The organism is Streptomyces sp. 150FB, from assembly GCF_000818195.1.
In the GTDB taxonomy this organism is placed as follows: Bacteria; Actinomycetota; Actinomycetes; order Streptomycetales; family Streptomycetaceae; genus Streptomyces.
On record NZ_JTHL01000001.1, the window covers coordinates 2,209,568 to 2,236,242 of the forward strand.

22 protein-coding genes and 1 pseudogene are annotated in these 26,675 nt (G+C 70.6%); 9 read left to right on the forward strand and 14 right to left on the reverse strand.

The window, feature by feature from the left end; genetic code table 11:
• Positions 1-966: cbb3-type cytochrome c oxidase subunit I (locus tag QR77_RS09165; RefSeq protein WP_040020859.1), on the reverse strand; the 966-nt coding region annotated here is incomplete at its 3' end.
• Positions 963-1,922, reverse strand: a complete 960-nt coding sequence (locus QR77_RS09170) for a cytochrome c oxidase subunit II (RefSeq protein WP_040020860.1) — start codon at positions 1,920-1,922, stop codon at positions 963-965. The genes QR77_RS09165 and QR77_RS09170, both read right to left, overlap by 4 nt.
• Positions 1,923-2,156: 234 nt before the next feature.
• Here QR77_RS09170 and QR77_RS09175 point away from each other — a divergent pair, with 234 nt between their 5' ends.
• On the forward strand, positions 2,157-3,548 hold the full coding sequence (locus QR77_RS09175) for an aminotransferase class V-fold PLP-dependent enzyme (RefSeq protein ID WP_040020862.1): 1,392 nt from the start codon (positions 2,157-2,159) through the stop codon (positions 3,546-3,548).
• A gap of 41 nt (positions 3,549-3,589) precedes the next feature.
• Here QR77_RS09175 and QR77_RS09180 read toward each other — a convergent pair whose 3' ends face one another.
• Positions 3,590-4,573, reverse strand: a complete 984-nt coding sequence (locus QR77_RS09180) for a carbohydrate kinase family protein (protein ID WP_040020863.1) — start codon at positions 4,571-4,573, stop codon at positions 3,590-3,592.
• Positions 4,574-4,770: 197 nt separating this feature from the next.
• Between QR77_RS09180 and QR77_RS09185 the strand changes: the two genes are divergently transcribed.
• Entirely contained in the window at positions 4,771-6,321 is a 1,551-nt protein-coding gene (locus tag QR77_RS09185; protein WP_040020865.1) for a hypothetical protein, read from the forward strand.
• A 121-nt stretch (positions 6,322-6,442) separates the two neighbouring features.
• Here QR77_RS09185 and QR77_RS09190 read toward each other — a convergent pair whose 3' ends face one another.
• The gene (locus QR77_RS09190) at positions 6,443-6,799 is read right to left on the reverse strand and encodes an iron-sulfur cluster assembly accessory protein (protein WP_040020867.1); all 357 of its coding nucleotides are present in this window, start codon (positions 6,797-6,799) and stop codon (positions 6,443-6,445) included.
• A gap of 247 nt (positions 6,800-7,046) precedes the next feature.
• Here QR77_RS09190 and nadA point away from each other — a divergent pair, with 247 nt between their 5' ends.
• Complete coding sequence (nadA, locus tag QR77_RS09195; RefSeq protein WP_052488625.1) at positions 7,047-8,249, forward strand: quinolinate synthase NadA; 1,203 nt, start codon at positions 7,047-7,049, stop codon at positions 8,247-8,249.
• 22 nt (positions 8,250-8,271) lie between these two features.
• Here nadA and QR77_RS09200 read toward each other — a convergent pair whose 3' ends face one another.
• The 4 genes from QR77_RS09200 to QR77_RS09215 all read right to left on the reverse strand — a co-directional run bounded on the left by QR77_RS09200 (position 8,272) and on the right by QR77_RS09215 (position 12,465).
• Entirely contained in the window at positions 8,272-9,492 is a 1,221-nt protein-coding gene (locus QR77_RS09200) for an oxygenase MpaB family protein (protein ID WP_052489559.1), read from the reverse strand.
• Between the two features lie 104 nt (positions 9,493-9,596).
• A complete protein-coding gene (locus tag QR77_RS09205; RefSeq protein WP_040020869.1) occupies positions 9,597-10,667 on the reverse strand; it encodes a polyprenyl synthetase family protein in 1,071 nt (356 codons plus the stop codon).
• Entirely contained in the window at positions 10,660-10,989 is a 330-nt protein-coding gene (locus QR77_RS09210; protein WP_236710572.1) for a polyprenyl synthetase, read from the reverse strand. The genes QR77_RS09205 and QR77_RS09210 overlap by 8 nt, the downstream gene beginning before the upstream one ends.
• Before the next feature lie 132 nt (positions 10,990-11,121).
• Positions 11,122-12,465 (reverse strand): alpha-amylase family glycosyl hydrolase, encoded by a 1,344-nt coding sequence (locus tag QR77_RS09215; RefSeq protein WP_040020871.1) that lies wholly within the window; start codon positions 12,463-12,465, stop codon positions 11,122-11,124.
• 259 nt (positions 12,466-12,724) lie between these two features.
• Here QR77_RS09215 and QR77_RS09220 point away from each other — a divergent pair, with 259 nt between their 5' ends.
• Positions 12,725-13,936 (forward strand): multidrug effflux MFS transporter, encoded by a 1,212-nt coding sequence (locus QR77_RS09220; protein ID WP_040020873.1) that lies wholly within the window; start codon positions 12,725-12,727, stop codon positions 13,934-13,936.
• A 76-nt stretch (positions 13,937-14,012) separates the two neighbouring features.
• On the opposite strand, the gene QR77_RS09225 is transcribed toward QR77_RS09220, so the two are convergent.
• From QR77_RS09225 to QR77_RS09245, 5 genes are all read right to left on the reverse strand, one after another.
• A complete protein-coding gene (locus QR77_RS09225; protein ID WP_040020875.1) occupies positions 14,013-17,180 on the reverse strand; it encodes an efflux RND transporter permease subunit in 3,168 nt (1,055 codons plus the stop codon).
• A gap of 244 nt (positions 17,181-17,424) precedes the next feature.
• Positions 17,425-18,111: a response regulator transcription factor gene (locus QR77_RS09230; RefSeq protein WP_040020877.1), complete on the reverse strand. Its 687-nt coding sequence runs from the start codon at positions 18,109-18,111 to the stop codon at positions 17,425-17,427.
• Entirely contained in the window at positions 18,108-19,484 is a 1,377-nt protein-coding gene (locus tag QR77_RS09235; protein ID WP_078876563.1) for a sensor histidine kinase, read from the reverse strand. Before QR77_RS09235 ends, QR77_RS09230 begins: the two co-directional genes overlap by 4 nt.
• A gap of 235 nt (positions 19,485-19,719) precedes the next feature.
• Positions 19,720-20,001 carry a hypothetical protein gene (locus QR77_RS09240; protein ID WP_040020879.1) on the reverse strand — a complete coding sequence of 94 codons (282 nt, stop codon included), beginning with the start codon at positions 19,999-20,001 and terminating at the stop codon, positions 19,720-19,722.
• Positions 20,002-20,010: 9 nt separating this feature from the next.
• Positions 20,011-20,787, reverse strand: coding sequence for a PspA/IM30 family protein (locus QR77_RS09245; RefSeq protein WP_040020881.1), 777 nt, complete (start codon positions 20,785-20,787; stop codon positions 20,011-20,013).
• Positions 20,788-21,093: 306 nt separating this feature from the next.
• Between QR77_RS09245 and QR77_RS09250 the strand changes: the two genes are divergently transcribed.
• The 4 genes from QR77_RS09250 to QR77_RS09265 all read left to right on the forward strand — a co-directional run bounded on the left by QR77_RS09250 (position 21,094) and on the right by QR77_RS09265 (position 25,635).
• Complete coding sequence (locus QR77_RS09250; RefSeq protein WP_040020883.1) at positions 21,094-21,687, forward strand: DUF3043 domain-containing protein; 594 nt, start codon at positions 21,094-21,096, stop codon at positions 21,685-21,687.
• Positions 21,688-21,746: 59 nt separating this feature from the next.
• Positions 21,747-22,481 (forward strand): methyltransferase domain-containing protein, encoded by a 735-nt coding sequence (locus tag QR77_RS09255; RefSeq protein WP_078876564.1) that lies wholly within the window; start codon positions 21,747-21,749, stop codon positions 22,479-22,481.
• A gap of 97 nt (positions 22,482-22,578) precedes the next feature.
• A complete protein-coding gene (locus tag QR77_RS09260; protein WP_078876565.1) occupies positions 22,579-24,438 on the forward strand; it encodes an ABC transporter ATP-binding protein in 1,860 nt (619 codons plus the stop codon).
• A gap of 84 nt (positions 24,439-24,522) precedes the next feature.
• Positions 24,523-25,635 (forward strand): trypsin-like peptidase domain-containing protein, encoded by a 1,113-nt coding sequence (locus QR77_RS09265; protein ID WP_040020887.1) that lies wholly within the window; start codon positions 24,523-24,525, stop codon positions 25,633-25,635.
• Positions 25,636-25,762: 127 nt separating this feature from the next.
• Here the strand turns inward: QR77_RS09265 and QR77_RS09270 are convergent, their stop codons facing one another.
• On the reverse strand, positions 25,763-25,972 hold the full coding sequence (locus tag QR77_RS09270; protein ID WP_040020888.1) for a hypothetical protein: 210 nt from the start codon (positions 25,970-25,972) through the stop codon (positions 25,763-25,765).
• 90 nt (positions 25,973-26,062) lie between these two features.
• Between QR77_RS09270 and QR77_RS48425 the strand changes: the two are divergent.
• A pseudogene (locus QR77_RS48425) lies at positions 26,063-26,675 on the forward strand (adenosylcobinamide kinase/adenosylcobinamide phosphate guanyltransferase); the annotation flags it as partial.

The window sequence follows — 26,675 nt, forward strand, 5'->3', positions numbered from 1 at the left end:
GGTCACGTACATGTGGTGGGCCCACACCGTCACCGAAAGGCCCGCGATCGCGATGGTGGCGGCCACCAGGCCGATGTAACCGAACATCGGCTTGCGGCTGAATACAGGGATCACCTCGGAGATGATCCCGAAGAAGGGCAAGGCGATGATGTACACCTCTGGATGCCCGAAGAACCAGAACAAATGTTGCCAGAGCAATGCCCCGCCATTGGCGGCATCAAAGACATGTGCTCCGAACTTGCGGTCCGCCTCCAGTGCGAAGAGGGCGGCGGCGAGGACCGGGAAGGCCAGCAGGACCAGCACACCGGTCAGCAGCACGTTCCAGGTGAAGATCGGCATCCGGAACATCGTCATGCCGGGCGCGCGCATGCAGATGATCGTGGTGATGAAGTTGACCGACCCGAGGATCGTGCCGAAGCCGGAGAAGGCCAGACCCATGATCCACATGTCGGCGCCGATGCCCGGCGAACGGACCGCGTCCGACAGCGGGGAGTAGGCGAACCAGCCGAAGTCGGCGGCGCCTTGCGGAGTGAGGAACCCGCCGACGGCGATGATCGAGCCGAAGAGGTAGAGCCAGTACGCGAACATGTTGAGCCGGGGGAACGCCACATCGGGCGCGCCGATCTGCAACGGCATGATCCAGTTGGCGAATCCGGCGAACAGCGGCGTCGCGAACATCAGCAGCATGATCGTGCCGTGCATCGTGAACGCCTGGTTGAACTGCTCGTTCGACATGATCTGCGTACCGGGACGGGCCAGCTCGGCGCGCATGAAGAGCGCCATCAGACCGCCGATGCAGAAGAACGCGAACGACGTGATGAGGTACATCGTGCCGATCGTCTTGTGATCGGTGGTGGTCAGCCACCCCACGACGACGTTGCCGGGTTGCTTCCGCCGTACCGGCAGCTCGTCCGCGTACGAGTCGTCGGTCGCGGCGGCACCCTGGGGTTCATTGAGGATGCTCACAGGTTCTTGTCCTCTGCGTTCCTGGCCGGAGCCGTCTGCGCGATGCCCGCCGGGATGTACCCGTTCTGGCCCTGCTTGGCCAGGCTCTTCAGGTGCTCCTGGTAGGCCTCCGGGGAGACGACCTTGACGTTGAAGAGCATCCGCGAGTGGTCCACGCCGCACAGTTCCGCGCACTTGCCCCGGAAGGTGCCCTCCCTGTTGGGAGTCACCTCGAAGGAGTTGGCGTGGCCCGGGACGACGTCCTGCTTCATCAGGAAGGGGATCACCCAGAAGTCATGGATGACGTCGCGCGAGGTCAGGATGAACCTGACCCGCTCGCCCTTGGCCAGCCACAGGGTCGGCCCCGGGTTGCCGGTCTGCGGATTCCGCTCCCCGGGGACGCCGGCGTCGTAGACACCCTCGGCCCCCTTGGGGAAGGCCTTCTTGAACTTGTCCGGGATGGCGTCGAGCTCGGTGCCCTTGACACCGGTCGCGGTGTTCCCGTCCACGTTCTCGATGTAGTTGAAGCCCCAGCTCCACTGATAGCCGACCACGTTGACGGTGTGGACCGGCTTCGGCTTGAGCTCCAGGAGCTTCGACTCATCACGCGCGGTGAAGTAGAAGAACACCGAGACGATGATGAGGGGAACAACCGTGTACAGCGCCTCGATGGGCAAGTTGTACCGGTTCTGGAGGGGTACCTCGATCTTGGTGCGGCTGCGCCGGTGGAAGATGACACTCCACAGGATCAGGCCCCATACCAGTACGCCCGTGACGAGCGCTGCCGCCCACGAGCCCTGCCACAGGGAAAGGATCCTGGGGCCCTCTTCCGTCACCGGCGTGGGCAAACCAAGGCGGGGGAAGTCCTTGTACGAGCAACCGGTGGCGGTTGCCAGGATCAGGCCCGCAGTCAGCACCTGCGGCAGCTTCCGCCGCATCGGGCGCCGCGACGAGCGGTCGGAGCCGTTGGGACTCACGTAGCGCCTTCCCGAGAGTCTCGCCCGCACAGCCGGCTGCGGCCGTCTCGGTCGGTCGCCGGCCCTGACACGGGCAGGGGTTTGGATGTTTATGCGGACCAAACCCTACTGGACGCAATTTGGGGTCGCGCGGGGAGGGTGCCCAACGCGCCGCCCGGCGCCCCGAAGAGATCGAAAGGCCACGTCCGGGGCGCTTCTGACGCCCCCTCCGAGTGCCGGGGTTAGCGTGGCGGCGTGCCCTACTTCGACGCCGCCTCCTCCGCACCGCTGCATCCCGTCGCCCGGGAGGCCCTTCAGGCGTCCCTGGACGAGGGTTGGGCGGATCCGGCCCGCCTCTATCGGGAAGGGCGGCGGGCCAGGATGCTGCTGGACGCCGCCAGGGAGGCGGCGGCCGAGGCCGTCGGCTGCCGTCCCGACGAACTTGTTTTCACTCCTTCGGGAACGGCCGCCGTGCATTCCGCGATGGCGGGCGCTCTTTTCGCGCGTCGGCGTGTCGGGACTCACGCGGTCGTCTCCGCCGTCGAGCACTCCTCCGTACTGCACGCGGCGCACACGCACGCGGAGGCGACCGGCGGCGCGGTGACCGAGGTGCCGGTCGACCGGTACGGGGCCGTGTCGCCCGGCACGTACGCGCGGGCGCTGCGCGCCGACACGGCGCTGGCGGTACTCCAGTCCGCCAACCACGAAGTCGGGACCGAGCAGCCGGTGGCCGAGGTCGCCGGGACGTGCCGGGAGCGGGGCGTGCCGCTGCTGGTGGACGCGGCGCAGTCGCTGGGGTGGGGGCCCCTGGACGCCGATTGGTCACTGCTGGCCGCAAGTGCGCACAAATGGGGCGGTCCTGGCGGGGTCGGCCTGCTCGCCGTACGGAAGGGAGTGCGGTTCGCGCCCCAGGGTCCGGCCGACGAACGGGAGTCGGGGCGCGCGCCGGGCTTCGAGAACATTCCGGCGGTCGTCGCGGCGGCCGCCTCGCTCCGTGCCGTACGCGCGGAGGCCGCCGACGAGGCCGCCCGGCTGCGGGCTCTGGTGGACCGGATCCGGGCGCGGGTGCCCGAGCTTGTCCCCGATGTGGAGGTGGTGGGTGATCCGGTGCGCCGGCTCCCCCATCTCGTCACGTTCTCGTGTCTCTATGTCGACGGGGAGGCGCTGCTGCACGAGCTGGACCGGGCGGACTTCTCGGTGAACTCGGGTTCGTCGTGCACGAGCAGCACCCTGACCCCGAGCCATGTGCTGCGGGCGATGGGGGTGCTGTCGGAGGGGAACGTACGGGTCTCGCTGCCGCGCGGCACGACGGAGGCCGAGGTCGACCGGTTCCTCGCGGTGCTTCCGGGGGCGGTGTCCGGCGTGCGGGAACGGCTCGGGGTTCCGGCGGCGGCGCTCTCGGCCCCGGCGGCGGGCGGGCCCGCTTCGCTGACCGTGGACGCGCTCGGCAGGCGGTGCCCGATCCCCGTCATCGAGCTGGCCAAGGTGATCGGCGACGTACCGGTGGGCGGTACGGTCACGGTCCTCGCCGACGACGAGGCGGCGCGGCTCGACATTCCCGCGTGGTGCGAGATGCGCGGGCAGGAGTACCTGGGCGAGGAGCCGGCGGACCACGGTGCCGCTTATGTGGTCCGCCGGGCGTCGTAGGGCGTTCGGGGGCCCGCGAGCCCCTCAGGCCGGGCGGCCGGTCAGGCCGGGCAGTTCAGGTGGGCCTGGATCTGCTCGGCGGCCTCGTGGCCGTACCGCTTGGTGAAGCGGTCCATGAAGTGGTCCCTGCTCAGGGTGTACTCCTGCGTGCCCACCGTCTCGATGACCAGCGTGGCGACCATGCAGCCGACCTGCGCCGCGCGCTCCAGGCCGACGCCCCAGGCGAGACCGGAGAGGAATCCGGCGCGGAAGGCGTCGCCGACGCCGGTCGGGTCGGCCTTGGTGTTCTCCTCGGGGCAGCCGACCTCGATGGGGTCGGCGCCGACCGATTCGATCCGTACGCCGTTCTTGCCGAGCGTGGTGACGCGGTGGCCGACCTTCGCCAGGATCTCGGCGTCCGTCCAGCCCGTCTTCGACTCGATGAGGCCCTTCTCGTACTCGTTGGAGAAGAGGTACGTGGCGCCCTCGAGGAGCGTGCGGATGTCGTCACCGCTCATCCGCGCGATCTGCTGGGAGAAGTCGGCGGCGAACGGGATCCCCCGGGTGCGGCACTCCTCGGTGTGACGGAGCATCGCCTCGGGGTCGTCCGCGCCGATCAGCACCAGGTCGAGTCCGCCGACGCGGTCGGCGACCTTCTTCAGCTCGATCTGGCGGGCCTCGCTCATCGCGCCCGTGTAGAAGGAGCCGATCTGGTTGTGGTCCGCGTCCGTCGTACAGACGAAACGCGCGGTGTGCAGGAGTTCGGAGATGTGTACGGACTCGGTGTCGACCCCGTGGCGGTCGAGCCAGGCGCGGTACTCGTCGAAGTCAGCCCCGGCCGCACCGACCAGGATCGGTCGCGTACCCAGTTGGCCCATGCCGAAGCAGATGTTCGCCCCGACACCGCCCCTGCGCACATCGAGGTTGTCGACCAGGAAGGACAGGGAGACCGTGTGGAGCTGCTCGGCGACCAACTGGTCGGTGAAGCGCCCGGGGAAGGTCATCAGGTGGTCGGTGGCGATGGAGCCGGAGACTGCGATTCGCACGGCGGGAACGCTCCAGAGGAGGAGAACGGTGGACAGTTCACGCTACCGGGTCGCCGCGCACAGCACTAAGACCAAAAAATGCCCGATAATGGATTTTTGTACGCGAGACGGACTGAGCGGCGCGGGGGAACCGCGCGCCCGTCCGTTCCGTCCCACTGGTGTCCACGCGACGACGAGTTGGTCGAAGGAGCGAAGCGGTGAACAGCGCGAACCCTCACGACGACACCGACAGGACCGGGCATTCCGGCGAGTCCACCCCGGCCGGGAACGCGAGCGGTTACGGGCGGCTGCGCCGCTCGCCGCTGGCCGTGGCCTCGGTCGCCGCAGCGGTACTGATCGCCGGGGGCGGCGGCGCCTATCTCGCGACGAGCGCCTCGGGCAGTGACCACACCACGGGGGCCGACAGCGATCCGCCGGCGCTGGTGCTCGACCGCCTGGACCAGCCGGTGTCCTCCCCGTCGTCCTCCGCCCCCTCCCCCTCGGCGCCGAACGGCATCGCGCCGGGCGAGCCCAATCCCTACGGGACGCTCTACCGCGCCAAGGGCGCGTTGCCCGAGGGGCCCGAGTCGGCGCCGGTCTACCGCGCGAGCGGCACCGTGGCGGCGGCGGACGTGGCCCGCCTCGCGAAGGCGCTCGGGGTGGCGGGCACGCCCCGCGGCGACGCGACGACATGGAAGGTCGGCACGGAGAAGGACGGTTCGGGCCCGCTGCTCCAGGTCCAGAAGCAGGCGCCGGGGGCGTGGACGTACACGCGGTTCCGCGCGCCCGGCGGTGACAACTGCCTCAAGGGCAAGAGCTGTCCGAATGTCGCGCCCACCCAGCCGGGCGGCGGCTCGGGCGCGGCGGTGAGCGAGGACGCGGCGAAGAAGGCGGCCGCGCCGGTGCTGAAGGCCCTGGGCCAGGACGGCGCCAAGCTCGACGCGAGCCGGCTGCTCGGCGCCGTCCGGCTGGTGAACGCGGCTCCGGTGGTGGGCGGGCTTCCCACGTACGGCTGGACGACCGGTATCCAGGTGGGCGCCGACGGCGCTCTTGTCACCGGCGCCGGGCAGCTCGACACGCCCCGGCGCGGCGCCGAGTATCCGGTGATCGGTGCGGCCGAGGCGCTGAAGCAGCTCAACGGCGCGCGAGAGGGCGGCGGGTCGGGGTCCGGCTCCGGCTCCGGTGCGAAGGGCGGGAGCGGCGGCTGCGCCACGGCGATGCCGCTGACCGGTACGGAGCGGGACAACGTCAAGGCACCGTGCGCCGCGGGGAGTGGCGACCCGCGTTCGACGGTGGACGTCGGCGACGCGGTCTTCGGCCTTGCCGCCGAGTCCGTGGAGGGGCGGCTCGCGCTCGTACCGTCCTGGCTGTTCGAGGCGGTCCCCGGTGGCGGTGCCAAGCCGTACACGGTGACGCAGCCGGCGGTGGACCCGGCGTTCCTGAAGCCGGCGCCGGGACACCGGGAGATGCCGGGCGGTCCCTCACCCGTGGGACCGGACAAGCAGGTCACCTCGTACAGCACGGACAGCGGCGGGCGGACGCTGACGGTCCGGTTCTGGGGCGGCGTGTGCGGCCACTACGCGGCGCGGGCCGACGAGAGCGGCACCGACGTCAAGGTGAAGGTGACCGAGGTGAAGCCCGATCCGAAGCAGGTCTGCGTGGCGATGGCCAAGGAGCAGACGGTGAGGACGACGCTGGACAAGCCGCTGGGCGACCGGAAGGTGATCAACGGCGGCACGGGCGAACGCGTACCGCTCGCGAAGACCTGACGCGCCGCTGAGGCGGCGAACACGCGGAAGGCGCACGCGGAAGACAAGCGGAAGGCGGCGGTCCCCCGAGGGGGCCGCCGCCTTCCGTCCGTTCGGCTCGACGCGCCGAGCCGACTCCCGACTAGCTGAAGGAGTCGCCGCAGGCGCAGGAACCCGAGGCGTTCGGGTTGTCGATCGTGAAGCCCTGCTTCTCGATGGTGTCGACGAAGTCGATGGAGGCGCCGCCCAGGTACGGGGCGCTCATCCGGTCGGTGACGACCTTGACGCCGCCGAAGTCCTTGACCACGTCTCCGTCGAGCGAGCGCTCGTCGAAGAAGAGCTGGTAGCGCAGGCCGGAGCAGCCGCCGGGCTGTACGGCGACGCGCAGTGCGAGGTCGTCCCGGCCTTCCTGGTCCAGCAGGGCCTTGACCTTGCCCGCGGCGGCGTCGGACAGGAGGATGCCGTCGCTCACGGTTGTGGTGTCGTCCGATACGGACATCTGCTTCTCTCCCGGGTTGTACGGACAGCTTGCCGACGTTGCAACCGGCATGGCCGCGGATTCATTCCGGGGCCCTGGCATGTGTCTTTCCCACTTCATGCTCGCACACCCCCATGCCGAACGGGAGGGAAGAACCCCGCCGACGGAATGCGTCACATCGACGCTATCGACGTCGTCAAAGTGACGTGAAGGGGATATGATAGATAGCGTCAATTAGACGAAAAGGCTCGTCTGCTGAGCAGAAAGGGTGCGTGACGTGACCACCGTCCAGCCCCTACCCCGTCAGGATCTCGACGTCCGGCCGACCCCGCTGGCCCTGCTGCTGCTCGGCCGCGAGGCCGACCCGCGCAGCGAGCGCGGCGTGGAGTGTCCAGGTGATCTGCCTTCCCCGTCCGACCCGGACCTGGTGGAGCGCGCCCGCGTGGCGAAGGAGAAGCTCGGGAGCAAGGTCTTCGTCCTCGGTCACCACTACCAGCGTGACGAGGTCATCCAGTTCGCGGATGTCACCGGAGACTCCTTCAAGCTCGCCAGGGACGCGGCAGCGCGTCCGGAGGCCGAGTACATCGTCTTCTGCGGCGTGCACTTCATGGCGGAGTCGGCCGACATCCTCACCGGCCCCGACCAGAAGGTCGTCCTGCCCGACCTCGCCGCCGGCTGTTCCATGGCCGACATGGCGACGGCCGAGCAGGTCGCCGAGTGCTGGGACGTCCTGACCGATGCCGGGATCGCCGACCAGGTGGTGCCCGTCTCGTACATGAACTCGTCCGCCGACATCAAGTCCTTCACCGGCGAGCACGGCGGCACGATATGTACGTCGTCGAACGCCGAGCGCGCCCTGAACTGGGCCTTCGAGCGCGGCGAGAAGGTCCTCTTCCTGCCCGACCAGCACCTTGGCCGCAATACGGCGGTGCGCGACCTCGGGATGTCGCTCGACGACTGTGTGCTCTACAACCCGCACAAGCCGAACGGCGGACTGACCACCGAGCAGTTGCGGGACGCCAGGATGATCCTGTGGCGCGGCCACTGCTCGGTGCACGGCCGCTTCTCGGTGGAGTCCGTACGGGACGTACGGGAGCGCATTCCCGGCGTCAACGTGCTGGTCCACCCGGAGTGCAAGCACGAGGTCGTCGCCGCGGCCGACCAGGTCGGTTCGACGGAGTACATCATCAAGGCGCTGGAGGAGGCCCCGGCCGGGTCCAAGTGGGCCATCGGCACGGAGCTGAACCTCGTACAGCGGCTGGCGAATCGTTTCGCCGCAGAGGACAAGGAGGTCGTCTTCCTCGACAAGACGGTCTGCTTCTGCTCCACGATGAACCGGATCGACCTGCCGCACCTGGTGTGGACCCTGGAGTCGCTGGCCGAGGGCAACGAGGTCAACCGCATCCAGGTCGACAGGAGGACGGCGGACTTCGCACAACTCGCGCTGGAGCGGATGCTGGCGCTGCCGTAGTACGTCAGGTACGCCCAGTACGTCAGGGGCGCCCCGCGTGGGTCGCCGGGCGCCCCTGGCCGTCGGACTGCGGCGGTACGGCCGACAGCGGCGTCAGCGGGGGCGGGGTCCACCTGTCCGCGCGCCGGAGGGCGGAGGAGACGCCGTACTCGTTCTTGAGCTGCTCGGGGATGGCGTACTGCATGACCCGGCCGCGGGTGAGCGAGCTGAGCTCCAGGTTGGTGGTCAGCGCGCCCATGTGGTCCAGCGCCCAGGCGGCGAGCGGAGAGGTGTCTTCGAGGCGTTCGAGGACGCCCAGCAGCACCGGGGCCGCCTTGATCGCGGAGTCCCACGCCGAGCGCGGCACTTCGAGCCAGTCGGCGGCCGTGTCACCGATGAGGTAGCGGACGAGGGCGGGGACGACCGGGTCGAACACGGTCCCAGGGACGACCTCCTCGTAGAGGTCGATGAGCTGCTTGGTGAGCCGCGCGCCGTCCTTGGACGGCCCCATGTACCGGGCCATGTAGAGGTCCGAGAACGCGCGTGCGCTCTCCAGGTCGGCCGGCATGTGGTCCAGGTCGATCCCGAGCATGGCGCCGACGACGCGCCAGGCGTAGAAGTACGACTCGGCGCCGTCCTCGGACATGTGGATACCGAGCCGGTGCAGGGCGTCCAGGACCTGGATGGAGAACATCATCTGGCCGCCGATCATGTCCTCCTGACAGATCGGCACCCCGAGTCCCCCGACGTCCCAGCGGTTCTCGGTGCGCAGGTGGTGGCGGATGGAGGCGTGCAGCAGCCGGACCTTCTGTACGGCGGGGATGAAGCGGCTGCCCGCCTCGAAGGCGTCGGGGCGCATCAGGTAGACGGTGAACTGGCCTGTCTCCGCCATACGCCGGGAGGGGTAGTCCAGCGAATGGGTGGCGCTGAGGAGGTTGGCGACATGCGGTACGACATAGCAGGCGGGCATGGCGGCGAAGGACAGCGCGGTGGAGATGTGCACGTTGTTGTCGATGAAGAAGAGCCGGGCCTTCTCCATCTCGTCCCAGTCCACCCAGGCGGGCGGGGTCCTGGTCTCGTTCAGGTACGCGCGCGCCACCTCGGGGAGTCCGTCGGGCAGATCCTGGCCGGCGTGGGAGAACCAGCGCATGAGCGTGTTGAACGTGCCCATCTCGCCGCGTTCGAAGAGGGTGGCGACTGTCGCGTCGGCGAGTTCGTCCCCGACCTGACGCAGTGCGTCCATGGAGCTGTGGGTGTAAGGCATGGCGTCGATCTCCTCGTGCCGGGTCTCTTCGTACGGGGTCACTTCATGGCGGGAGCTTCATCGGGGGGGGGCGCTTCGTCGGGCGCTTCACCGGGCGCTTCGGGTCAGGACCGGCGGCTGGCTGCCGAGCCGATCAGCTCCCTCAGCGCCTGGGCGGCGGACGCCGGGAGTCCGGCGCCGGTGACCGCCTCCGTCGCCGCCCGTACCCGTGCGGCGATCAGGTCCTCGATCCGGGCGACGGCTCCGGTGCGCCGCATGATGTCCCGTACCTGCTCAAGTCCCTCGTCGTCGAGGGCGCGGCGGCCGAGCAGATGGCGGAGCCGCACGCGTTCCGCGGTGGTCGCCCCGGGCCAGGTCGCCGCCAGGAGCGCGGTGGGTTTGTGGCCCACGACGTCGTCGAGGTTCGACTTGCCCGTCGCCGCCGGGTCGCCGAAGACGCCGAGGAGGTCGTCGCGGAGCTGGAACGCCTCGCCCAGCGGCAGCCCGTACGCGCTGAAGGTCTCCATCAGGGCGGGCCGGGCGCCGCCCAGCCTGCCCCCGATGTGCAGCGGGTGCTCGACGGTGTACTTGGCCGTCTTGTACCGGATGACCTGGAGGCTGCTCTCGGTGTCCGGGCTGGTGCCGGTCCGCAGGATCTCCAGGGCCTCGCCCGCGACCAGTTCACGGGCCAGCGTCGCCCACATCGGGCGGGCGCGCGCGAGATAGCCGGCGGGCAGGCCGCAGGAGGTGAAGAGCTGTCCGGCCCAGGACATCAGCAGGTCCCCGACCAGCATCGCCAGCGAACGGCCCGCCTCCACCGGCCGGCCCGCATGCCGCTGTCCGCCGAGTGCCGCTGTCCGGGAGAGGGCGACGTGCGCGGTGGGGACCCCGTGCCGTACGGAGCTGTTGTCGATGAGGTCGTCGTGGACCACGGCGGCGGCGTGGACGAGTTCCATGGCGGCGGCGGCCCTGACCATCTCGTCGCTGTCCGGCTGCCCGGCCGACCGCCACCCCCAGTAGCAGAACGCGGCGCGCAGGCGCTTGCCCGTGGCGACGGCGGTGCGTAACTGCTCGGCCAGTGGCTCCAGTTCCCGGTCGACCTCGACCAGATACACGATCTCCCGGTCCACGAACGACTTCAGCTCCCGCTCGACGCGGGTGGTGAGAGCGGCGCGTTCGAGCAGCGCCTCAGCCATCGCGCTCGACCGCGCGCGCCGCGGCGGCGCGCCGGGCCAGCAGCTCCATGTGCGGCTCGGGCACGGACGCGTACCGCCGTACGGCCAGCCGTCCGCGCGTCCTCAGGTCCTCCTCGCCGTCCTGGGCCAGCCCGGCGAGATCCGCGCGGCCCAGGAGCCCGCGCAGGCCCCGCAGGGCCGAACCGGCGCTGCTGAGCGCGAGATCCGCGAGGCCGGCGACGACGTACGCGGCGTCGTACGCGGCATCGGCTCCGCGCCCGCCCCCGCGACCGTCCCCGCCTTCGGCGTGCCCCTTGCCGCTGCCACTGCTTTCTGCGGTCACCGTTACCGGCTGCCTCTCGTCGATGTCTGCGGATCCCCGTAGGCACTCTGCCGGGTTCGCGGTGGCGTCCGCCCGCAGAACAAACGATCGAGTGACAAAGTCGCAAAAGACGACACAACGGCTCTTCGTCTGCTACAGCGTCCCTTCCATACCGGCGATCGCCCACCCAGCAGCCGGCAGCGTGACCCCGTCCCCGGCCATCTCGCCGCCGTTGCCCGCCAGTCGCTCCCACGGGCGCGCGGCAACCGGCAGCGGCAGAACGGCGGGCGCGTCGCCGAGGTTCAGCGCCACGGCGAGTGTCTGGGACGACCCGTCGGTGACGGTGTAGACGAGGCTCGTGTTGGTCAGTTCGGTCACGGTCGTCCGGGCGCGCATCAGCCAGGGATGGCGGCGGCGCAGCCCGATCAGGAGCTGGTGCAGCCGGTACACGGGCGCGCCGTACGGCGCGAGTTGGTCCGGGCCCTCGGGAAAGGCCGGGCGTACTGCGTCGTCGCCGCCGGCGCGGTCCTCCTTGACGCCACGGAAGGCCTGCTCGTCTCCCGCGTAGACGGACGGGATGCCGCCGGTGGTGAAGAGGAGCACGACGGCGTGTTCGAGATGGCGCGGGTCGTCCAGCCGGCTCGCGATGCGCGTCACATCGTGATTGCCGAGGAACGTCTGTGGCGCGAAGGTCTCCAGCAGGGTGTTGTGCCGGCCGAGCGCGTGGGCGAGTTCGAAGAAGTTGCGGTCGCCCAGCGAACTCCAGATCGCCTTCCACAGCTCGTACTGCGTGACGGAGTCCAGTCCGCCCTCCGTGACGAAGGCCGTGTAGTCGCCATGGATGACCTCGCCGGTCAGCCAGGCGTCGGGGAACCGGGCGCGGACCCGGTCGCTGACCGTACGCCAGAAGGACAGCGGAACGCTGTACGCGGCGTCCAGCCGCCAGCCGGCGACGCCGCGCTCCATCCAGTACGTCATCACCTCGGTCACGTAATCGGCGACCGCGGGTTCGTCGTGGTTGAGCGCGACGAGGTGTTCGTGGCCCTCGAAGGTGGCGTAACCGCCGTCGGGCCCGGCCTTGAACCACGAGGCGTACGGGGACAGCGCGCCGCGCTCCTCCACGTCGACGAAGGCGGGGAAGCTCCGTCCCACATGGTTGAAGACGCCGTCGAGCAGGACGCGTACGCCCTTCGCCGACGCCTCCTCGACGAGCCGGAGCAGGTCGCTCTCCTCCCCCAGCCTGCTGTCGATCCGCAGGTGGTCGACGGTGTCGTAGCCATGCGTCTCGGAGGCGAACACCGGCCCGAGGGCAAGGCCGTTGCAGCCGAGCGCGAGCAGGTAGTCGAGCCAGTCCGAGAGCCGGGACAGCCTGGACCGCCCGGGTACGGCGCCCGGCTCGGTGTCGGGCTCGGCGTCGGCCGGCGGGGAATCCCGTGGGGCGCCGGTGAAGCCAAGCGGGTAGACGTGCCACCAGATGGCGTGATCGGACCAGTTCATGCGCTCTCCCGGTAGTCGATGTCCCTGGCCCCTGGATACACCTCGGGGCGGTTGTTCCGGCGGGTACGGTGGTGCGAAGCATCGGCGAGGCGTTCCTGAGCGGGTTCCCACCCGGCTCCGCCCTTCCGCGGGTGCCCCGACACCGTCGGCCCCCCCCATCCGGAGCAGTTCGGCTCCAGACCTCTCCCAGCGCGACAGCAAACCCCCGCTGCACCCCACCTGCCCGCTGCCCGCTCCCGGATGCCGGAGACGCCTCGCGATGCCCCTGCTCACCACCGCTCTTGTGCTGCTCTGCTTCGTCGGCCCTTTGTCGACCGACATGTACCTGCCCGCCTTTCCGAGGATGGCCGCCGAACTGGGTACCGACGCCCCGGGCGTACAGCTCACGCTGACCGCGTTCCTGGTCGGCATGGTGCTCGGCCATCTGGTCTTCGGCCCGCTGTCCGACCGTTACGGACGGCGCGGCCCCCTGCTCTGCGGCACGGTGGTGTGCGCCGTCGCCACCTGCCTGTGCGCCGTGGCGCCCTCGTCGGCGTGGCTGACGGGCCTGCGGCTGGTGGCCGGGTTCAGCGGGGCCGCCGGTGTGGTGATCAGCCGGGCCGTGGTCTCCGACGTCACCGAAGGCCCGGCCGCGGCACGGCTGTTCGGCATCCTGATGACCCTGTCGGGCACGGCCCCCGTCCTCGCGCCGCTCGCCGGCGGCGCGGTGATCGGGGCGGCGGGATGGCGGGGCGTCTTCTGGGTGCTGACGGGTGTCGCGCTGGTGGTCGCGCTCGGTGTGGCGGCGGGGATACCGGAGAGCCTGCCGCCGCACCGGCGCGAGCGGGGCGGCGGCGGGCACCTGCTGCGAACGCTGCGGGAGGTCGTGTCGGACCGCGCGTACGTGGGCCACACCCTCACGTTCAGCTTCGGCTTCGGCGCGCTGTTCTGCTACATCGCTGGGGCGCCGTTCGTCCTCCGCTACGTCCTGGGGCTGGGCGTCGGCGCCTCGTCGGTGGCCTTCGCCGGCGGCGCCGTCGCCACCACCCTGTCGAGCGCGGTGAGCGCGCGCCTGGTGGGCACCGGAGCCCCGCCCGGACGGCTGCTGCGCGGGGGCCTGTACGCGATGCTCACCGCGACGTCCGCGCTGCTGGCCGTCGCGGTCGCGGGGGCGCTGACCCTGCCCGTATACGTATCGCTCACCGCCACGGCCTGCGCCGGCCTGGGGCTGGTGATGGCGAACGCCGCGTCCCTGGCGCTCGCGCGGGTCCCGCACGCGGCGGGCACGGCATCGGCGCTCCTGGGCACGGCCCAGAGCGCGCTGGGCGCACTGGTGGCACCGCTGGTCGGCCTGGCGGGCCCGGACACGGCGGTACCGGTGTTCGCCGGAATGACGGTATGCACGGCCCTGGCCCTGCTGGCGGCACGCACCGCGACGGGGAAGACGGGTACGGCGCCAGTCCGGGCGGGCGCCGTACAGCCCCGGGCGTAGTGGGTCCGAGCGGCACGAAGCCCCCGCAACCGTCTCCCGGCTGCGGGGGCTTCGTTCACGCGGTCGTGCTCAGGTGTCAGGCGTTGGCCGGTTCGCGGTGCGGTTCGGTCGTGGTGCCGCCGTCCGCCTCCGGGTCCGAGCCGTGCTTCGCCGCCTTCTTCTTCGCGCGGCGTTCCTTCCGCAGCTCCACCATCGCGTACAGCGTCGGTACGAGCAGCAGCGTCAGCAGCGTCGACGTCACCAGACCGCCGATCACCACCACCGCCAGCGGCTGTGCGATGAAGCCGCCCTCGCCGGTGACTCCCAGCGCCATCGGAAGCAGCGCGAAGATCGTCGCCAGTGCCGTCATCAGGATCGGGCGGAGTCGGTGGCGACCGCCCTCGACGACCGCTTCGACGATGCCGAGGCCCTGCTTTCTGTACTGGTTGATCAGGTCGATCAGCACGATCGCGTTGGTCACCACGATGCCGATCAGCATCAGCATGCCGATCATCGCGGGAACACCCAGCGGTGTGCCGGTCAGGAGCAGCAGCCCCAGTGCGCCGGTCGCGGCGAACGGGATCGAGACCAGCAGGATCAGCGGCTGGATCAGCGACCTGAAGGTGCCGACCAGCAGCATGAAGACGATCGCGATGGCCGCCAGCATGGCGAGGCCGAGCTTGACGAACGCGTCGTCCTGGTCCTGCGAGACACCGCCGATGGACGCGGTGGCGCCGCCGGACAGGTGCAGCGCGTCGACCTTCTTCTGGAGGGCCGTGGTGATCGCGCCGGTGTTGTCACCGGTCGGCCGCGCCGTGATCGTCGCCGCACGCGCGCCGTCGATCCGGGTCAGTGAGACCGGCCCGGGGACCAGCTTCACGTCGGCGACCTGGCTGAGCTTGACCGGGCCCAGCCTGATGTTCTTGAGCTGGGTGATGGTCGTCGCCGGCTTGGCGGAGGTGACGACGACGTCCCGCTCCGTGTCGCCGAGGATGGCCGTGCCGGACGTGGTGCCGCGTACCGCCTGGGTGACGGCGGCGCCGATCGTCGCGTCGTTGAGCCCTGCCGCCGCCGCCTTGTTGTTGGCGGTGACCGAGATGCGCGGGATGCTCTGCGCGAGGTCGCTCTGGACGTCGGTGACGTCGTCGAGGGTCGCGACCGAGTCGCGTACCTGGTTCGCCGCCTTGTCGAGGGTGGCCGCGTCGGGGGCCTTGACCACGACGCTCAGGTCCTGGCTGCCGAAGCCGCCGCCCGAGGCGATCTTCGTCTCGCCGATGCCGTCGAGCTTGGCGAGGCCCTTCTCGATACGGTCCTGGGTCGCCGCGTAGGCCGAGGCGTCCTTCAGGGACACCTGGTACGAGGCCTGGTTGGCGCCCGAACCGCCGCCGAAGGCAGCGGCGAAGCCGGAGGAGCCGACCGTGACCTGGTAGTCCTTCACCGTGTCGATGCCGGCGAGCACCTTCTCGACCTTCTTCGCCGAAGCGTCGGCGGAGGCCAGGCTCGTGCCGGGTGCCAGCTTCTGGTTGATCGAGATGACGTCCTGGTCGCCCTGGTCGAAGAAGTTCGTCTTGAGGAACGGGGCCATGCCGAACGTGGCGAGCAGGACGACAACCGCCACGCCCACGCTGGTGAGCCTGCGCCGGGTCGCGAAGCGGAGCACGGGCACGTACAGGCGCTGGAGCCTGCTGGTGTTCTCCTTCGCCTCGGCGAGGCGCCGCGCCTCCTCGGGGCTGACGCCGCGCGCCGACTTCGGCGGGCGCAGGAACCAGTACGAGAAGACAGGGACGACCGTCAGCGAGACGAGGAGCGAGGCGAGCAGGGCCGCCGTGACGGTCAGCGAGAACGAGCCGAACAGTTCGCCGACGATGCCGCCGACCAGACCGATCGGGAGGAACACGGCGACGGTGGTGAGCGTCGAGGAGGTGACGGCGCCGGCGACCTCGCGTACGGCTGAGGTGATCGCGGCCTGTCGTTCCTCGCCGTAGCTCAGATGCCGCTTGATGTTCTCCAGGACCACGATCGAGTCGTCGACGACGCGCCCGATCGCGATGGTCAGGGCGCCGAGCGTCAGGACGTTCAGCGACAGGTCACGCGTCCACAGCACGATCAGCGCGAGGACCACGGAGAGCGGGATCGATATCGCGGTGACGAGGGTGGAGCGGAGCGAGGCCAGGAAGATCAGGATGACGATGACCGCGAAGAGCAGGCCCAGCGCGCCCTCGGTGGTCAGTCCGGAGATCGACTTGGAGACGGCGGGGCCCTGGTCGCTCGCCACGGTGAGCGTGGCGCCGGCGCCGAGCTGCTTGCGGAGGTCGGGCAGCTTGTCCTTGACGCCGTCCGAGATGGCGACGGCGCTGCCGTCCTTGTCCATCGTGATGTTGACGGCGAGGCTGGGCTTGCCGTCCGTACGGGTCAGCGAGGTCGCCGCCGACGGCTGCTGCTTGACGGTCGCGATGTCGCCGAGGCGTACGGGCGCCGCGCCCTGGCCGCCGCCGGCGGACGGGCCGCCCTGGCCGGAAGGCGCGGGAGCGATCCGCAGGTCCTCGATCTGCTTCAGCGAGGTGAAGCCGCCGCCGACCTGCACGGTGCGGCTCTTGCCGTCCTCGGCGAACGAGCCCGCCGGGATGCTGGCGCCGCCCGCCTTGAGCGCGTCGGATATCGCCATGGCGCTCAGGCCGGACTGGGCGAGCTTCTTGTCGTCGGGGGTGACGGAGACCTGGAGGTCGCGTACGCCGTCGACGGTGACGCGGCCGACGCCGTCGATGCCCTGGAGGGCGGGGACGACCGTACGGTCGAGCTGGTCGGACAGCGCCTGCTGGTCCTTGTCGGAGGTGACGGCGAGGACGACGGTCGGGATGTCGTCCGTCGAGCCGGCGATGACCTGCGGGTCGACTCCGTCGGGGAGCTGGTTGCTCGCGCGGTTCACGGCCTGCTGGACGTCGGCGACGAGCTGCTTCGTACCGTCGCTGCCGAAGTCGAAGCTCGCCATGACGACGCCGGTGCCCTCGCTGGACGTCGACGTGACTCCGCTGATGCCGTCGACGGCCTTGATGGAGTCTTCGAGGGGTTCGACGACCTGCTTCTCGACCACATCGGGGGAGGCGCCCTGGTAGGGGGCGAGCACCGACACCACCGGAAGTTCGATGGACGGCAGCAACTGCTGCTTGAGCTGCGGGATCGCGATCGCCCCGAAGACGATCGCGATGATCGACATCAGCCCTATCAGGGCCCGTTGCGCGAGGCTGAATCTCGACAGCCAGGACATGGGGTCTCTCTTCTGTGGTGTACGCGGCAGGTGAGCGCGGCGGCCCGGTGACGGGTCCGGCGGCGGACAGGTACTTCGGCGGGGCCGGGGTCCAGGGACGTCCGGGGACACGGATCCCGCCTGCCGAACCCCTCGAACGGGGGCTCCCTCATACGATCAGCCATTCGGAGGGGCCGTTCCGTCAGCCGCAGGTCCCCTTCCTGACCCCGCGCGTACCGCGCCTGGAGTACACCGGGGTGGGGGTTCACTCCACCCTTGGACGCACCAGGCCCGATTCGTACGCTGTTACTACCAATTGGGCCCGATCGCGGGCGCCAAGTTTGGCCATCGCGCGGTTGACATGCGTCTTCACGGTGAGCGGACTCACCACGAGGCGCTCGGCGATCTCGTCGTTGGAGTGGCCGCCGGCCACCAGAACGAGCACTTCGCGCTCGCGCACGGTGAGTGCGGTGAGCCGCGCCGAGTACTCGGCGGAGCCCGGCCCCTCGCCCGAACTGCCGCCCTGTGCGAGGAAGCTGGCGATCAGGCCCTTGGTCGCGACGGGCGAGAGCAGCGCGTCGCCGGCCGCCGCGATCCGTATCGCGCTCAGCAACTCCTCGGGCTCGGCGCCCTTGCCGAGAAAGCCGGAGGCGCCGGCGCGCAGCGACTGTACGACGTACTCGTCCACCTCGAAGGTGGTGAGCATCACGACATGCACGTCGGCGAGGAGGGGGTCGGCGCTGATCATGCGGGTGGCGGCGAGGCCGTCCGTACCGGGCATCCGGATGTCCATCAGGACGACGTCGGCCTTGGTCTCGCGGGCGAGTTCGACGGCGCGCGCGCCGTCGGCGGCCTCGCCGACGACCTCCATGTCCGGCTCGGAGTCGACGAGTACGCGGAACGCGCTGCGGAGCAGCGTCTGGTCGTCGACGAGCAGGACTCTGATGGTCATACGGTCTCCCCGGTCGGCGCTGTGTCTTGGGCCGTGACGATGTCGGTGGCTGGTGCTGTGGCGGTTTCTGTCGCGCTGTCGGTGGCCGCGAGCCCGCCGGCCGTCTGGGTCGCGGGAGCCGTTCGCGGTGCCGCCGTACGTACGGGCGCCTGGCGGCCCACCCCGGCGCCGCTCTTGACGGGCAGTATCGCCTGCGTGCGGAAGCCGCCGCCGTAGCGGGGTCCCGCGCTCAGGGCGCCGCCGAGCGCGGTGACGCGCTCGCGCATGCCGAGGAGGCCGTGGCCGCTGCCGTCGGCCGGCTCGCCCGTCCCCTTCCCGTCGTCCAGCACGGTGACCTCGACGGTCCCGCCGACCCGTACGACGCTGACCTCGGCGTGGGCTCCGGCGCCCGCGTGCTTGCGTACGTTGGTCAGGGCCTCCTGGATGATCCGGTACACGGCGAGGTCGACGGCGGCGGGAAGCGGCCCCGTTCCCTCGGCGGCGGCGAACTCCACGGGCAGGCCCGCGTTGCGGAACGTGTCGAGCAGCCCGTCGATGTGCGCGAGGCCCGGTGCGGGCTCGGTCGGAGCCTCGGGGTCGCCGGACTGGCGGAGCAGCCCGACGGTGGCGCGCAGTTCGTTGAGCGCGGAGCGGCTCGCCTCGCGTACGTGGGCGAGCGCCTCCTTCGCCTGGTCGGGCCGCTTGTCCATGACGTGGGAGGCGACGCCGGCCTGGACGTTGACCAGCGCGATGTGGTGGGCGACGACATCGTGCAGGTCGCGGGCGATCCGCAGCCGCTCCTCGGCGACCCGCCTGCGGGCCTCCTCCTCGCGCGTACGCTCGGCGCGTTCGGCGCGCTCCCGTATGGCGTCGACGAAGGCGCGACGGCTGCGTACGGCGTCACCGGCGGCGCTCGCCATGCCGCTCCAGGCGAAGATGGCCAGGTTCTCCTGGACGTACCAGGCGCCCGAGCTGAAGCCCATCGCGACGGCGGTCAGGACGGTCATGGTGGCGAGGCCGACGCGCCAGGTGGTGGGGCGGTCGGTGTGGGCGCCGACCGTGTAGAGCGCGATGACCGCGGTGAACACGACCGGCGCAGGCGGGTCCCCGGTGATGAGTTCGACGACGGTGAGCGCTCCGGCGCCGAGCAGCACGGCCATGGGCCTGCGCCGCCGGAAGACGAGGGATCCGGCCCCGACGACCATCAGGAACACGCTGAGCACGCTGGGGACATGGGTGCCGAAGGTGGGCCCGCCGGGTCCGCTGTGCGGGTCGGCGAAGGACCCGAACATCATGCAGACGAGGACGGCGAACGCGAGAGTCCCGTCGGGCGCGAGCGGATGCGCGTGCGCCCAGCAACGGGTCTGGGCGAACGCGGAGCCGAGAGAGGTCACCCCGGCAACGGTACGTGGTGGGGTCCGGAACGGGGACGGAGAGCGTGCGGGGCCCCTGACACACACAACGCGGCGGCCCGTCCCCCTGGGGGGTGCGGACCGCCGCGCGGCGGCTGAAGTGCGGAACGGGGACCGTAAGGCCCCGGGACCGTATGACCGACTGATCGGCCGATCGGCTGATCAGTCGATCGACGGGAGATCGACGGGAGATCGGTAGGAATCGACCGGGAGCGGGTCAGACCGAAGGGATCAGACCCTCGTCGCTGAGCAGCTCGCGAACCTCTTCCAGCGTCGCGCCCGGCGACGGCAGAATCAGCTCCGACGGCTCCAGGGCGTCGTCGGGAAGCGGCTCACCGAACTCGCGCACCTGCTCCAGGAGCGCGGGGAACGTACGCCGGAAACCGGCCTCGTCGCCCTTGTTGACCTCGGCGAGCAGTTTGTCGTCGAGCTTGTTCAGCTCGACGATGTGGCTGTCCGCCAGCTTGAGCTGGCCCTCCCCCATGATCCGTACGATCATGACGAATCCCTACTGCTTGTCGAACTTGGTGGGCGGGGTGTCTTCCTGCTTGTCGCCGGAGCCGCCCTCGATCGCCTGCTGGGAGGACGAGGAACCGCCCGCCAGCTCGGTCTTCATGCGCTGGAGCTCCAGCTCGACGTCGGAACCACCCGAGATCCGGTCCAGCTCGGCGGCGATGTCGTCCTTCGCCAGGCCGGACTGGTCGTCCAGCGCGCCGGAGGCGAGCAGCTCGTCGATCGCGCCGGCCCTCGCCTGGAGCTGGGCGGTCTTGTCCTCCGCCCGCTGGATCGCCATGCCGACGTCGCCCATCTCCTCGGAGATGCCGGAGAAGGCCTCTCCGATCCGGGTCTGCGCCTGCGCGGCGGTGTAGGTGGCCTTGATGGTCTCCTTCTTGGTGCGGAAGGCGTCGACCTTGGACTGGAGGCGCTGCGCGGCGAGCGTGAGCTTCTCCTCCTCGCCCTGGAGCGTGGTGTGCTGCGTCTCCAGGTCGGACACCTGCTGCTGGAGCGCCGCACGGCGGGACAGCGCTTCTCGCGCGAGGTCCTCCCGGCCGAGCGCCAGCGCCTTGCGGCCCTGGTCCTCCAGCTTGGTCGACTGGCCCTGCAACCCGTTGAGCTGCAATTCCAGCCGCTTGCGCGACGTCGCCACATCGGCGACACCGCGGCGCACCTTCTGGAGCAGCTCAAGCTGCTTCTGGTACGAGTAATCGAGGGTCTCGCGCGGATCCTCGGCCCGGTCAAGGGCCTGGTTTGCCTTCGCGCGGAAGATCATCCCCATACGCTTCATGACACCGCTCATGGGCTTCGCGCGCCCCCTTCTGACGGACTCCGACTCCAGCACTTCAACAGAACCCACAGTACGGGCCCTGTCTCCATTACCGCACTGTTCGAGCGCGGATGCGCTCCTCCCCAAGGACGACTGGCGGCCGATCCGCTCCGGCACAAGGAGTAGGTGACCATCAGGGAACCGTTGGGGAACGGCGGGGAAAGGGTGGACAAAGTCCGCTCTGTCCCCAGTTAAGACGAAGGCTGTTGTCGGATCGTTCCCCTCGGGGGTGGGGTCCATGCACAACACCCCGTACGCTTGGTTTTTGTGTTCCGTAGCCGTGCCAACGCAGAGAAGGCGCCCGCCACCAAGGTGACGGCCGACCTCACCAAGCAGTCCCGCGACCCGCAGGCCCCCAAGGGCCGCCCGACGCCGAAGCGAAGTCAGGCGGAGTCGCAGCGGCGCCGTGCGTCGACCCAGCCGACCGACCGCAAGACGGCCATGAAGCGCCAGCGCGAATCGCGCCGCGTCGACATGGCCAAGCAGCGTGAGGCCATGGCGAGCGGCGACGAGCGGTACCTGCCCGCCCGCGACAAGGGCCCCGTGCGGCGCTTCGTCCGCGATTACGTCGACGCGCGCTACTGCATGGCGGAGTTCTTCCTGCCGCTCGCCGTGATCATCCTGGTGATGAGCATGATCGGCGGCTCGCTCCAGAGCATCTCGCTGCTGCTCTGGCTCGCCGTGATCGTGCTGATCTTCATCGACTCGATCGGCATCTGGATCCGGCTGAAGAAGCAGCTCGCCGTGCGCTTCCCGAACACCCCGCAGCGCGGCGCCATGGCCTACGGCCTGATGCGTACGCTCCAGGTCCGCCGGATGCGTCTGCCGAAGCCGCAGGTCAAGCGCGGAGAGCGGCCCTGAGCACGGACGTCTCCGGATTCTCGGGAGCCTCGTCGAACTGGCTCGCCGGACTCGGCGGGCTGCGCAACGTCGTACGCCAGGAGCTGGTCGCCCGCCAGATCGACGAGCAGATCGCCGGCCGCTACCCCGTGGGGCAGCGGCTGCGCATCCTCGATGTGGGCATGGGGCAGGGCACCCAGGCGCTGCGGCTGGCGCGCGGCGGCCATACGGTCACCGGTCTGGAGTCCGACGCCGAGATGATGTCGACCGCGCGTGCGGCGCTCGCCGAGGAGCCGGAAGGCATACGTGAGCGGGTCAGGCTCGTCGAGGGCGACGGCCTGGAGACCGGCGTCCACTTCCTGCCCGGCAGCTTCGACGTGGTCCTCTGCCACGGGGTGCTGATGTATGTCAGGGAGCCCGACGCGATGCTCGCGGCGCTGGCCAGGATGCTCGCGCCCGGGGGCCTGCTGTCCCTGCTCGTACGGAACGCGGACGCCCTGGCCGTACGGCCGGGGCTCGCCGGGGACTGGCCGGCCACGCTGAACGCCTTCGACTCGCACACGTACACCAACCGTCTCGGCCTGCATGTGCGCGCCGACCGGCTGGACGCGCTGACGGCGACCCTCGCGGGCATCGCGGCGCCGCTGCACGCCTGGTACGGGGTGCGGTTCTTCACGGACAGCGCGCCCGACGACGCCGAGGTGCCGGTGGGCGAGGAGCTGGAGCGGCTGCTCGCAGCCGAGGACAGGGCCGGGCGCACCGACCCGTACCGCGGGATCGCCGCGCTGCTCCATCTGTGCGGCGTACGCGGCTGAGCCCGGTGCCGGGGCCGACGGGCGCCGGTTCGTGGTGTGAGTCAGGTGCCGGGGTCACCGGTGCGTCCCTCGTAGCGTGAGCAGAGAAAGCACGGGCATGACGAACACGATCGCCGCGGATCCCGAAGACAGCACGGACAGCCCTGACAGGACGGATGGCGCGGATCCCGGAGGCGGCACGGATGGCGCGGACAGCGCCGGGAGCGCCCTCGGGCCCAAGCTGACACCACGCGAGACCTGGCGCGCGCTGTACCGGCACTTCAGGCCGCACCGCAGGATCGTGGCCCTCGGCGCCGTGCTCGCGCTGATCGGCGCGGCGACCGGGCTCGCCCAGCCGCTCGCCGCCAAGGCGCTGGTCGACCGGCTCGGCGACAACGGGTCGGTCGGCGGGATCCTCGTCCTGCTCACCGCCCTGGTGGTGCTCGGTACGGCCATCGAGTCCGTCGGCGCCTATCTCCTGGAGCGGACCGCCGAATCCGTGGTCCTGGCCGCCCGCCGCACCCTCATCGGGCGGCTGCTGCGGCTGCGGCTGCCCGAGGTCGAGCGGACCCAGCCGGGCGACCTGATGTCCCGGGTCACCTCGGACACCACGCTGCTGCGCGCGGTCACGACCCAGTCGATCGTCTCGGCGGGCACGGGTGGTCTGGCGTTCCTGGCGACGATCGTGCTGATGGGCCTGATGGACGCCGTCCTGCTCGCCGTCACGCTCGGGGTGATCGTCCTGATCGGCGGCGCCGTGGCGCTGGTGATGCCGAAGATCGCGGAGGCGACGCGGCGTTCCCAGGAGTCGGTGGCGAAGATATCCACCGTGCTTGAGCGGGCGTTCGGCGCGTTCCGTACGGTCAAGGCGTCCGGCGCCGAGGACCGGGAGAGCGCCGTGGTGGAGGCGGCGGCCCAGGAGGCCTGGCGGCACGGCGTACGGTCCGCGAAGTGGCAGTCGGTGGCTTCGACCTCGGTCGGGCTCGCCGTACAGGTGTCGTTCCTCGCCGTCCTGGGCATCGGCGGCGCGCGTGTGGCCTCGGGCGCGATCTCCGTGTCGACGCTCGTCGCCTTCCTGCTGTTCCTGTTCTACCTGCTGGATCCGGTGTCGAAGCTGGTCAACGCCGCTTCGCAGTACCAGGTGGGGTCAGCGGCGATCGCCCGGATCGAGGAGGCGGAGCGGCTGGAGACCGAGGTGCTGGACACGGCGGCACCCGCGACAGCCGCCGCCGACACCCCCGCGTCGGTGGTGTTCGAGGACGTCACCTTCCGCTACCGCGACACCCTCCCGTACGTCCACCACGGTGTCTCCTTCGATGTGCGCGGCCCGGGCATGACGGCCTTCGTCGGCCCTTCGGGCGCGGGGAAGACCACCGTCTTCGGTCTGATCGAGCGGTTCTACGAGGCGACCGGCGGCCGGGTCCTGATCGACGGCAAGGACGTACGGGACTGGCCGCTGCCCGAGCTGCGCGCCGCCATCGGCTACGTCGAGCAGGACGCGCCCGTACTGGCGGGGACGCTGCGCGAGAATCTGGTCTTCGCGGCGCCGGACGCCTCCGAGGAGGCGATCAGGGACGTACTCCTACGCGCCAAGCTCGTCACGCTCGTCGAGAACCTGCCGGACGGCCTGGAGACCCTCGTCGGGCACCGCGGCTCCAAGCTCTCGGGCGGCGAGCGCCAGCGCGTCGCGATCGCGCGTGCGCTGCTGCGCAGGCCCCGGCTGCTGCTCCTGGACGAGGCGACGTCCCAGCTCGACGCCGTCAACGAGATGGCGCTGCGCGATGTCGTCGCCGAGGCGGCCAGGGAGGTGACGGTGCTGGTGGTGGCGCACCGGCTGTCCACGGTGACGCTCGCCGACCGGATCGTGGTGATGGACGCGGGGAAGGTACGGGCCGTGGGCACCCACCAGGAGCTGGTGGCGGACGATCCGCTGTACGGGGAGCTGGCGGCCACCCAGTTCCTGGCCTCGGCCCGCTGACCGGGCCCGCCGACCGGGCTCCGGTACGACCGATCGGCCGCGCAACGGAGGCAGCACCGTGCGGACAAAAGTGATACTTCGGACATGCATGTATCTCGTTCCCGTGGCCGCGCCCGCCGTCCCCTGCTGCCGCTGATCGCCGCGATCTGCGCGGTCGCCCTGATCGGCGGCTGCTCGGGCGCCGCCACTTCGGCGTCCGACAGACCCGCCCCTGACGCCTCGGGCACAGCGGCGTCCGACACCACGAACCAGGCGGCGGACACCCAGCCCGCTCCCAACGATCTCCAGAACGACTACGAGACCGTCATCAAGAACGTGCTGCCCTCGGTCGTCCAGATCGACGCCGGGGACGCGCTGGGCTCGGGCATCATCTGGGACGCCCAGGGCCATGTCGTCACCAACGCCCATGTGGTCGGCAAGCGGAAGTCCTTCAAGGTCACCGTGGCCACCCGCGAGCAGCCGGTCACGGCCAGACTCGTGTCCAGCTTCCCCCAGCAGGACCTGGCCGTCATCAAGCTCGACACCGTCCCGGGCGGGCTGAAGGCCGCGAAGTTCGGCGACACGTCCGACGTCGCCGTAGGACAGATCGTGCTGGCGATGGGCTCACCGCTGGGGCTGTCGAGCAGCGTCACCCAGGGCATCGTCTCGGCGGTCGGACGGACCGTCAGCGAGGGGAGTTCGGGCGGCGGTACGGGCGCCACGATCGCCAACATGGTGCAGACCTCGGCCGCGATCAACCCGGGCAACAGCGGCGGCGCGCTGGTCAACCTGAACAGCGAGGTGATCGGCATCCCGACCCTGGCGGCGACCGACCCCGACCTCGGCGGCACCGCCGCCCCGGGCATCGGCTTCGCGATCCCCGTCTCGCTGGTGAAGAACATCGCCAACCAGATCATCAAGAACGGCAAGGTCAACGACTCGGGCCGGGCCGCGCTCGGCATCGAGGGCCGGACCGTCCTCGGACCCGACTTCCAGCCCGCCGGGGTCGCCGTGGTCTCCACCACGAAGAACAGCGCGGCGGCCGCCGCGGGGATCAAGTCCGGCGACATCATCGTCAAGATCGGCAACACCGAGGTGCCGACGATCACCTCGCTGACCGAGGCGCTCGCCTCGATCAGGCCGGGCCAGCGGGTGAAGGTGTCGTACCTGCGGAACGGCGCGACGAAGAGCGCTCAGGTCACGCTGGGCAGAATGTAGGCGGTGCGGGCAGCCGCGAACGGCGGGAACAGCGGGAACAGCGACACGCGGACGCACGCGGACGCACCCAGACGCACGGAACGCCCGCGAAGCCCTCGGCCTCGCGGGCGTTCCGCACGTACCGCACTCAGCCCTGGTCGGCCTTCAGACTCATCGGTCCGTAGATCTTGGTGGTGTCCTCGAACAGGTGTACCTGCTCCACCCCGCCCTCCAGAAGCTCCTTCCAGACCTCACCGATCCACGACTCGGCGTCCCCCTGCGTGGTGAACTCCTCAGGCTCCACCGCAGGCGGAACCTCCGTCCCGTCGGACTTCTCGAACCGCCACGTCCACGCCATGTGCGCCTCCCGGGTCCCGCCGTGATCAGTTACCTGCCCGCAGCGTAGCCGGGCGCGCACCGTAAGCGGCGACACGGGAGGATCGTCATCGTGGAACTGACTCTGCTCGGCACCGGAGCCCCCTCCGGCCTCCCCCGCCCCCACTGCCCCTGCGCCGCCTGCGCCAGGTCGCGCGGCACTTCGGCGCGCGCGGCGACCTCGCTTCTGGTGGACGGCGTACTCCTGCTGGACCTGACCCCCGGCGCCGCGCTCGCCGCCGCCCGCGCCGGGAACTCGCTCGTCGGCGTACGGCAGGTCCTGCTCACCCATCCGCACGACGGCCCGGCCGTGGAGCTGCCCGTCGGGCTGCCCACAGCGGGGCGGGTCGCCGACGGGCGGGTGCTGACGCTGCTGAGCGGGCACCGTGTGCGGGCGATGGCGATGGACGCGCCGGGCACGGGGTACGAAGTGACGGCGCCCGGGGGCGAGCGCCTGCTCTACCTGCCGCCGGGCGGCTCGCCCGCCGGGGCGCCCGACGCCTTCAGCAGGGTGTCGGGCGGCGCCGCGTACGACACGGTCGCCGTCGATGTCATCGGCCGGCCCCACGCGATGGCGAGGCTCCGGGCCTCCGGGGCGGTGGGCCCGGCGACCGATGTGATCGCCGTGCACCTCGACCACGACGTGCCGCCCGGCGCGGAACTGGACCGGCGGCTCGCCGCCGCGG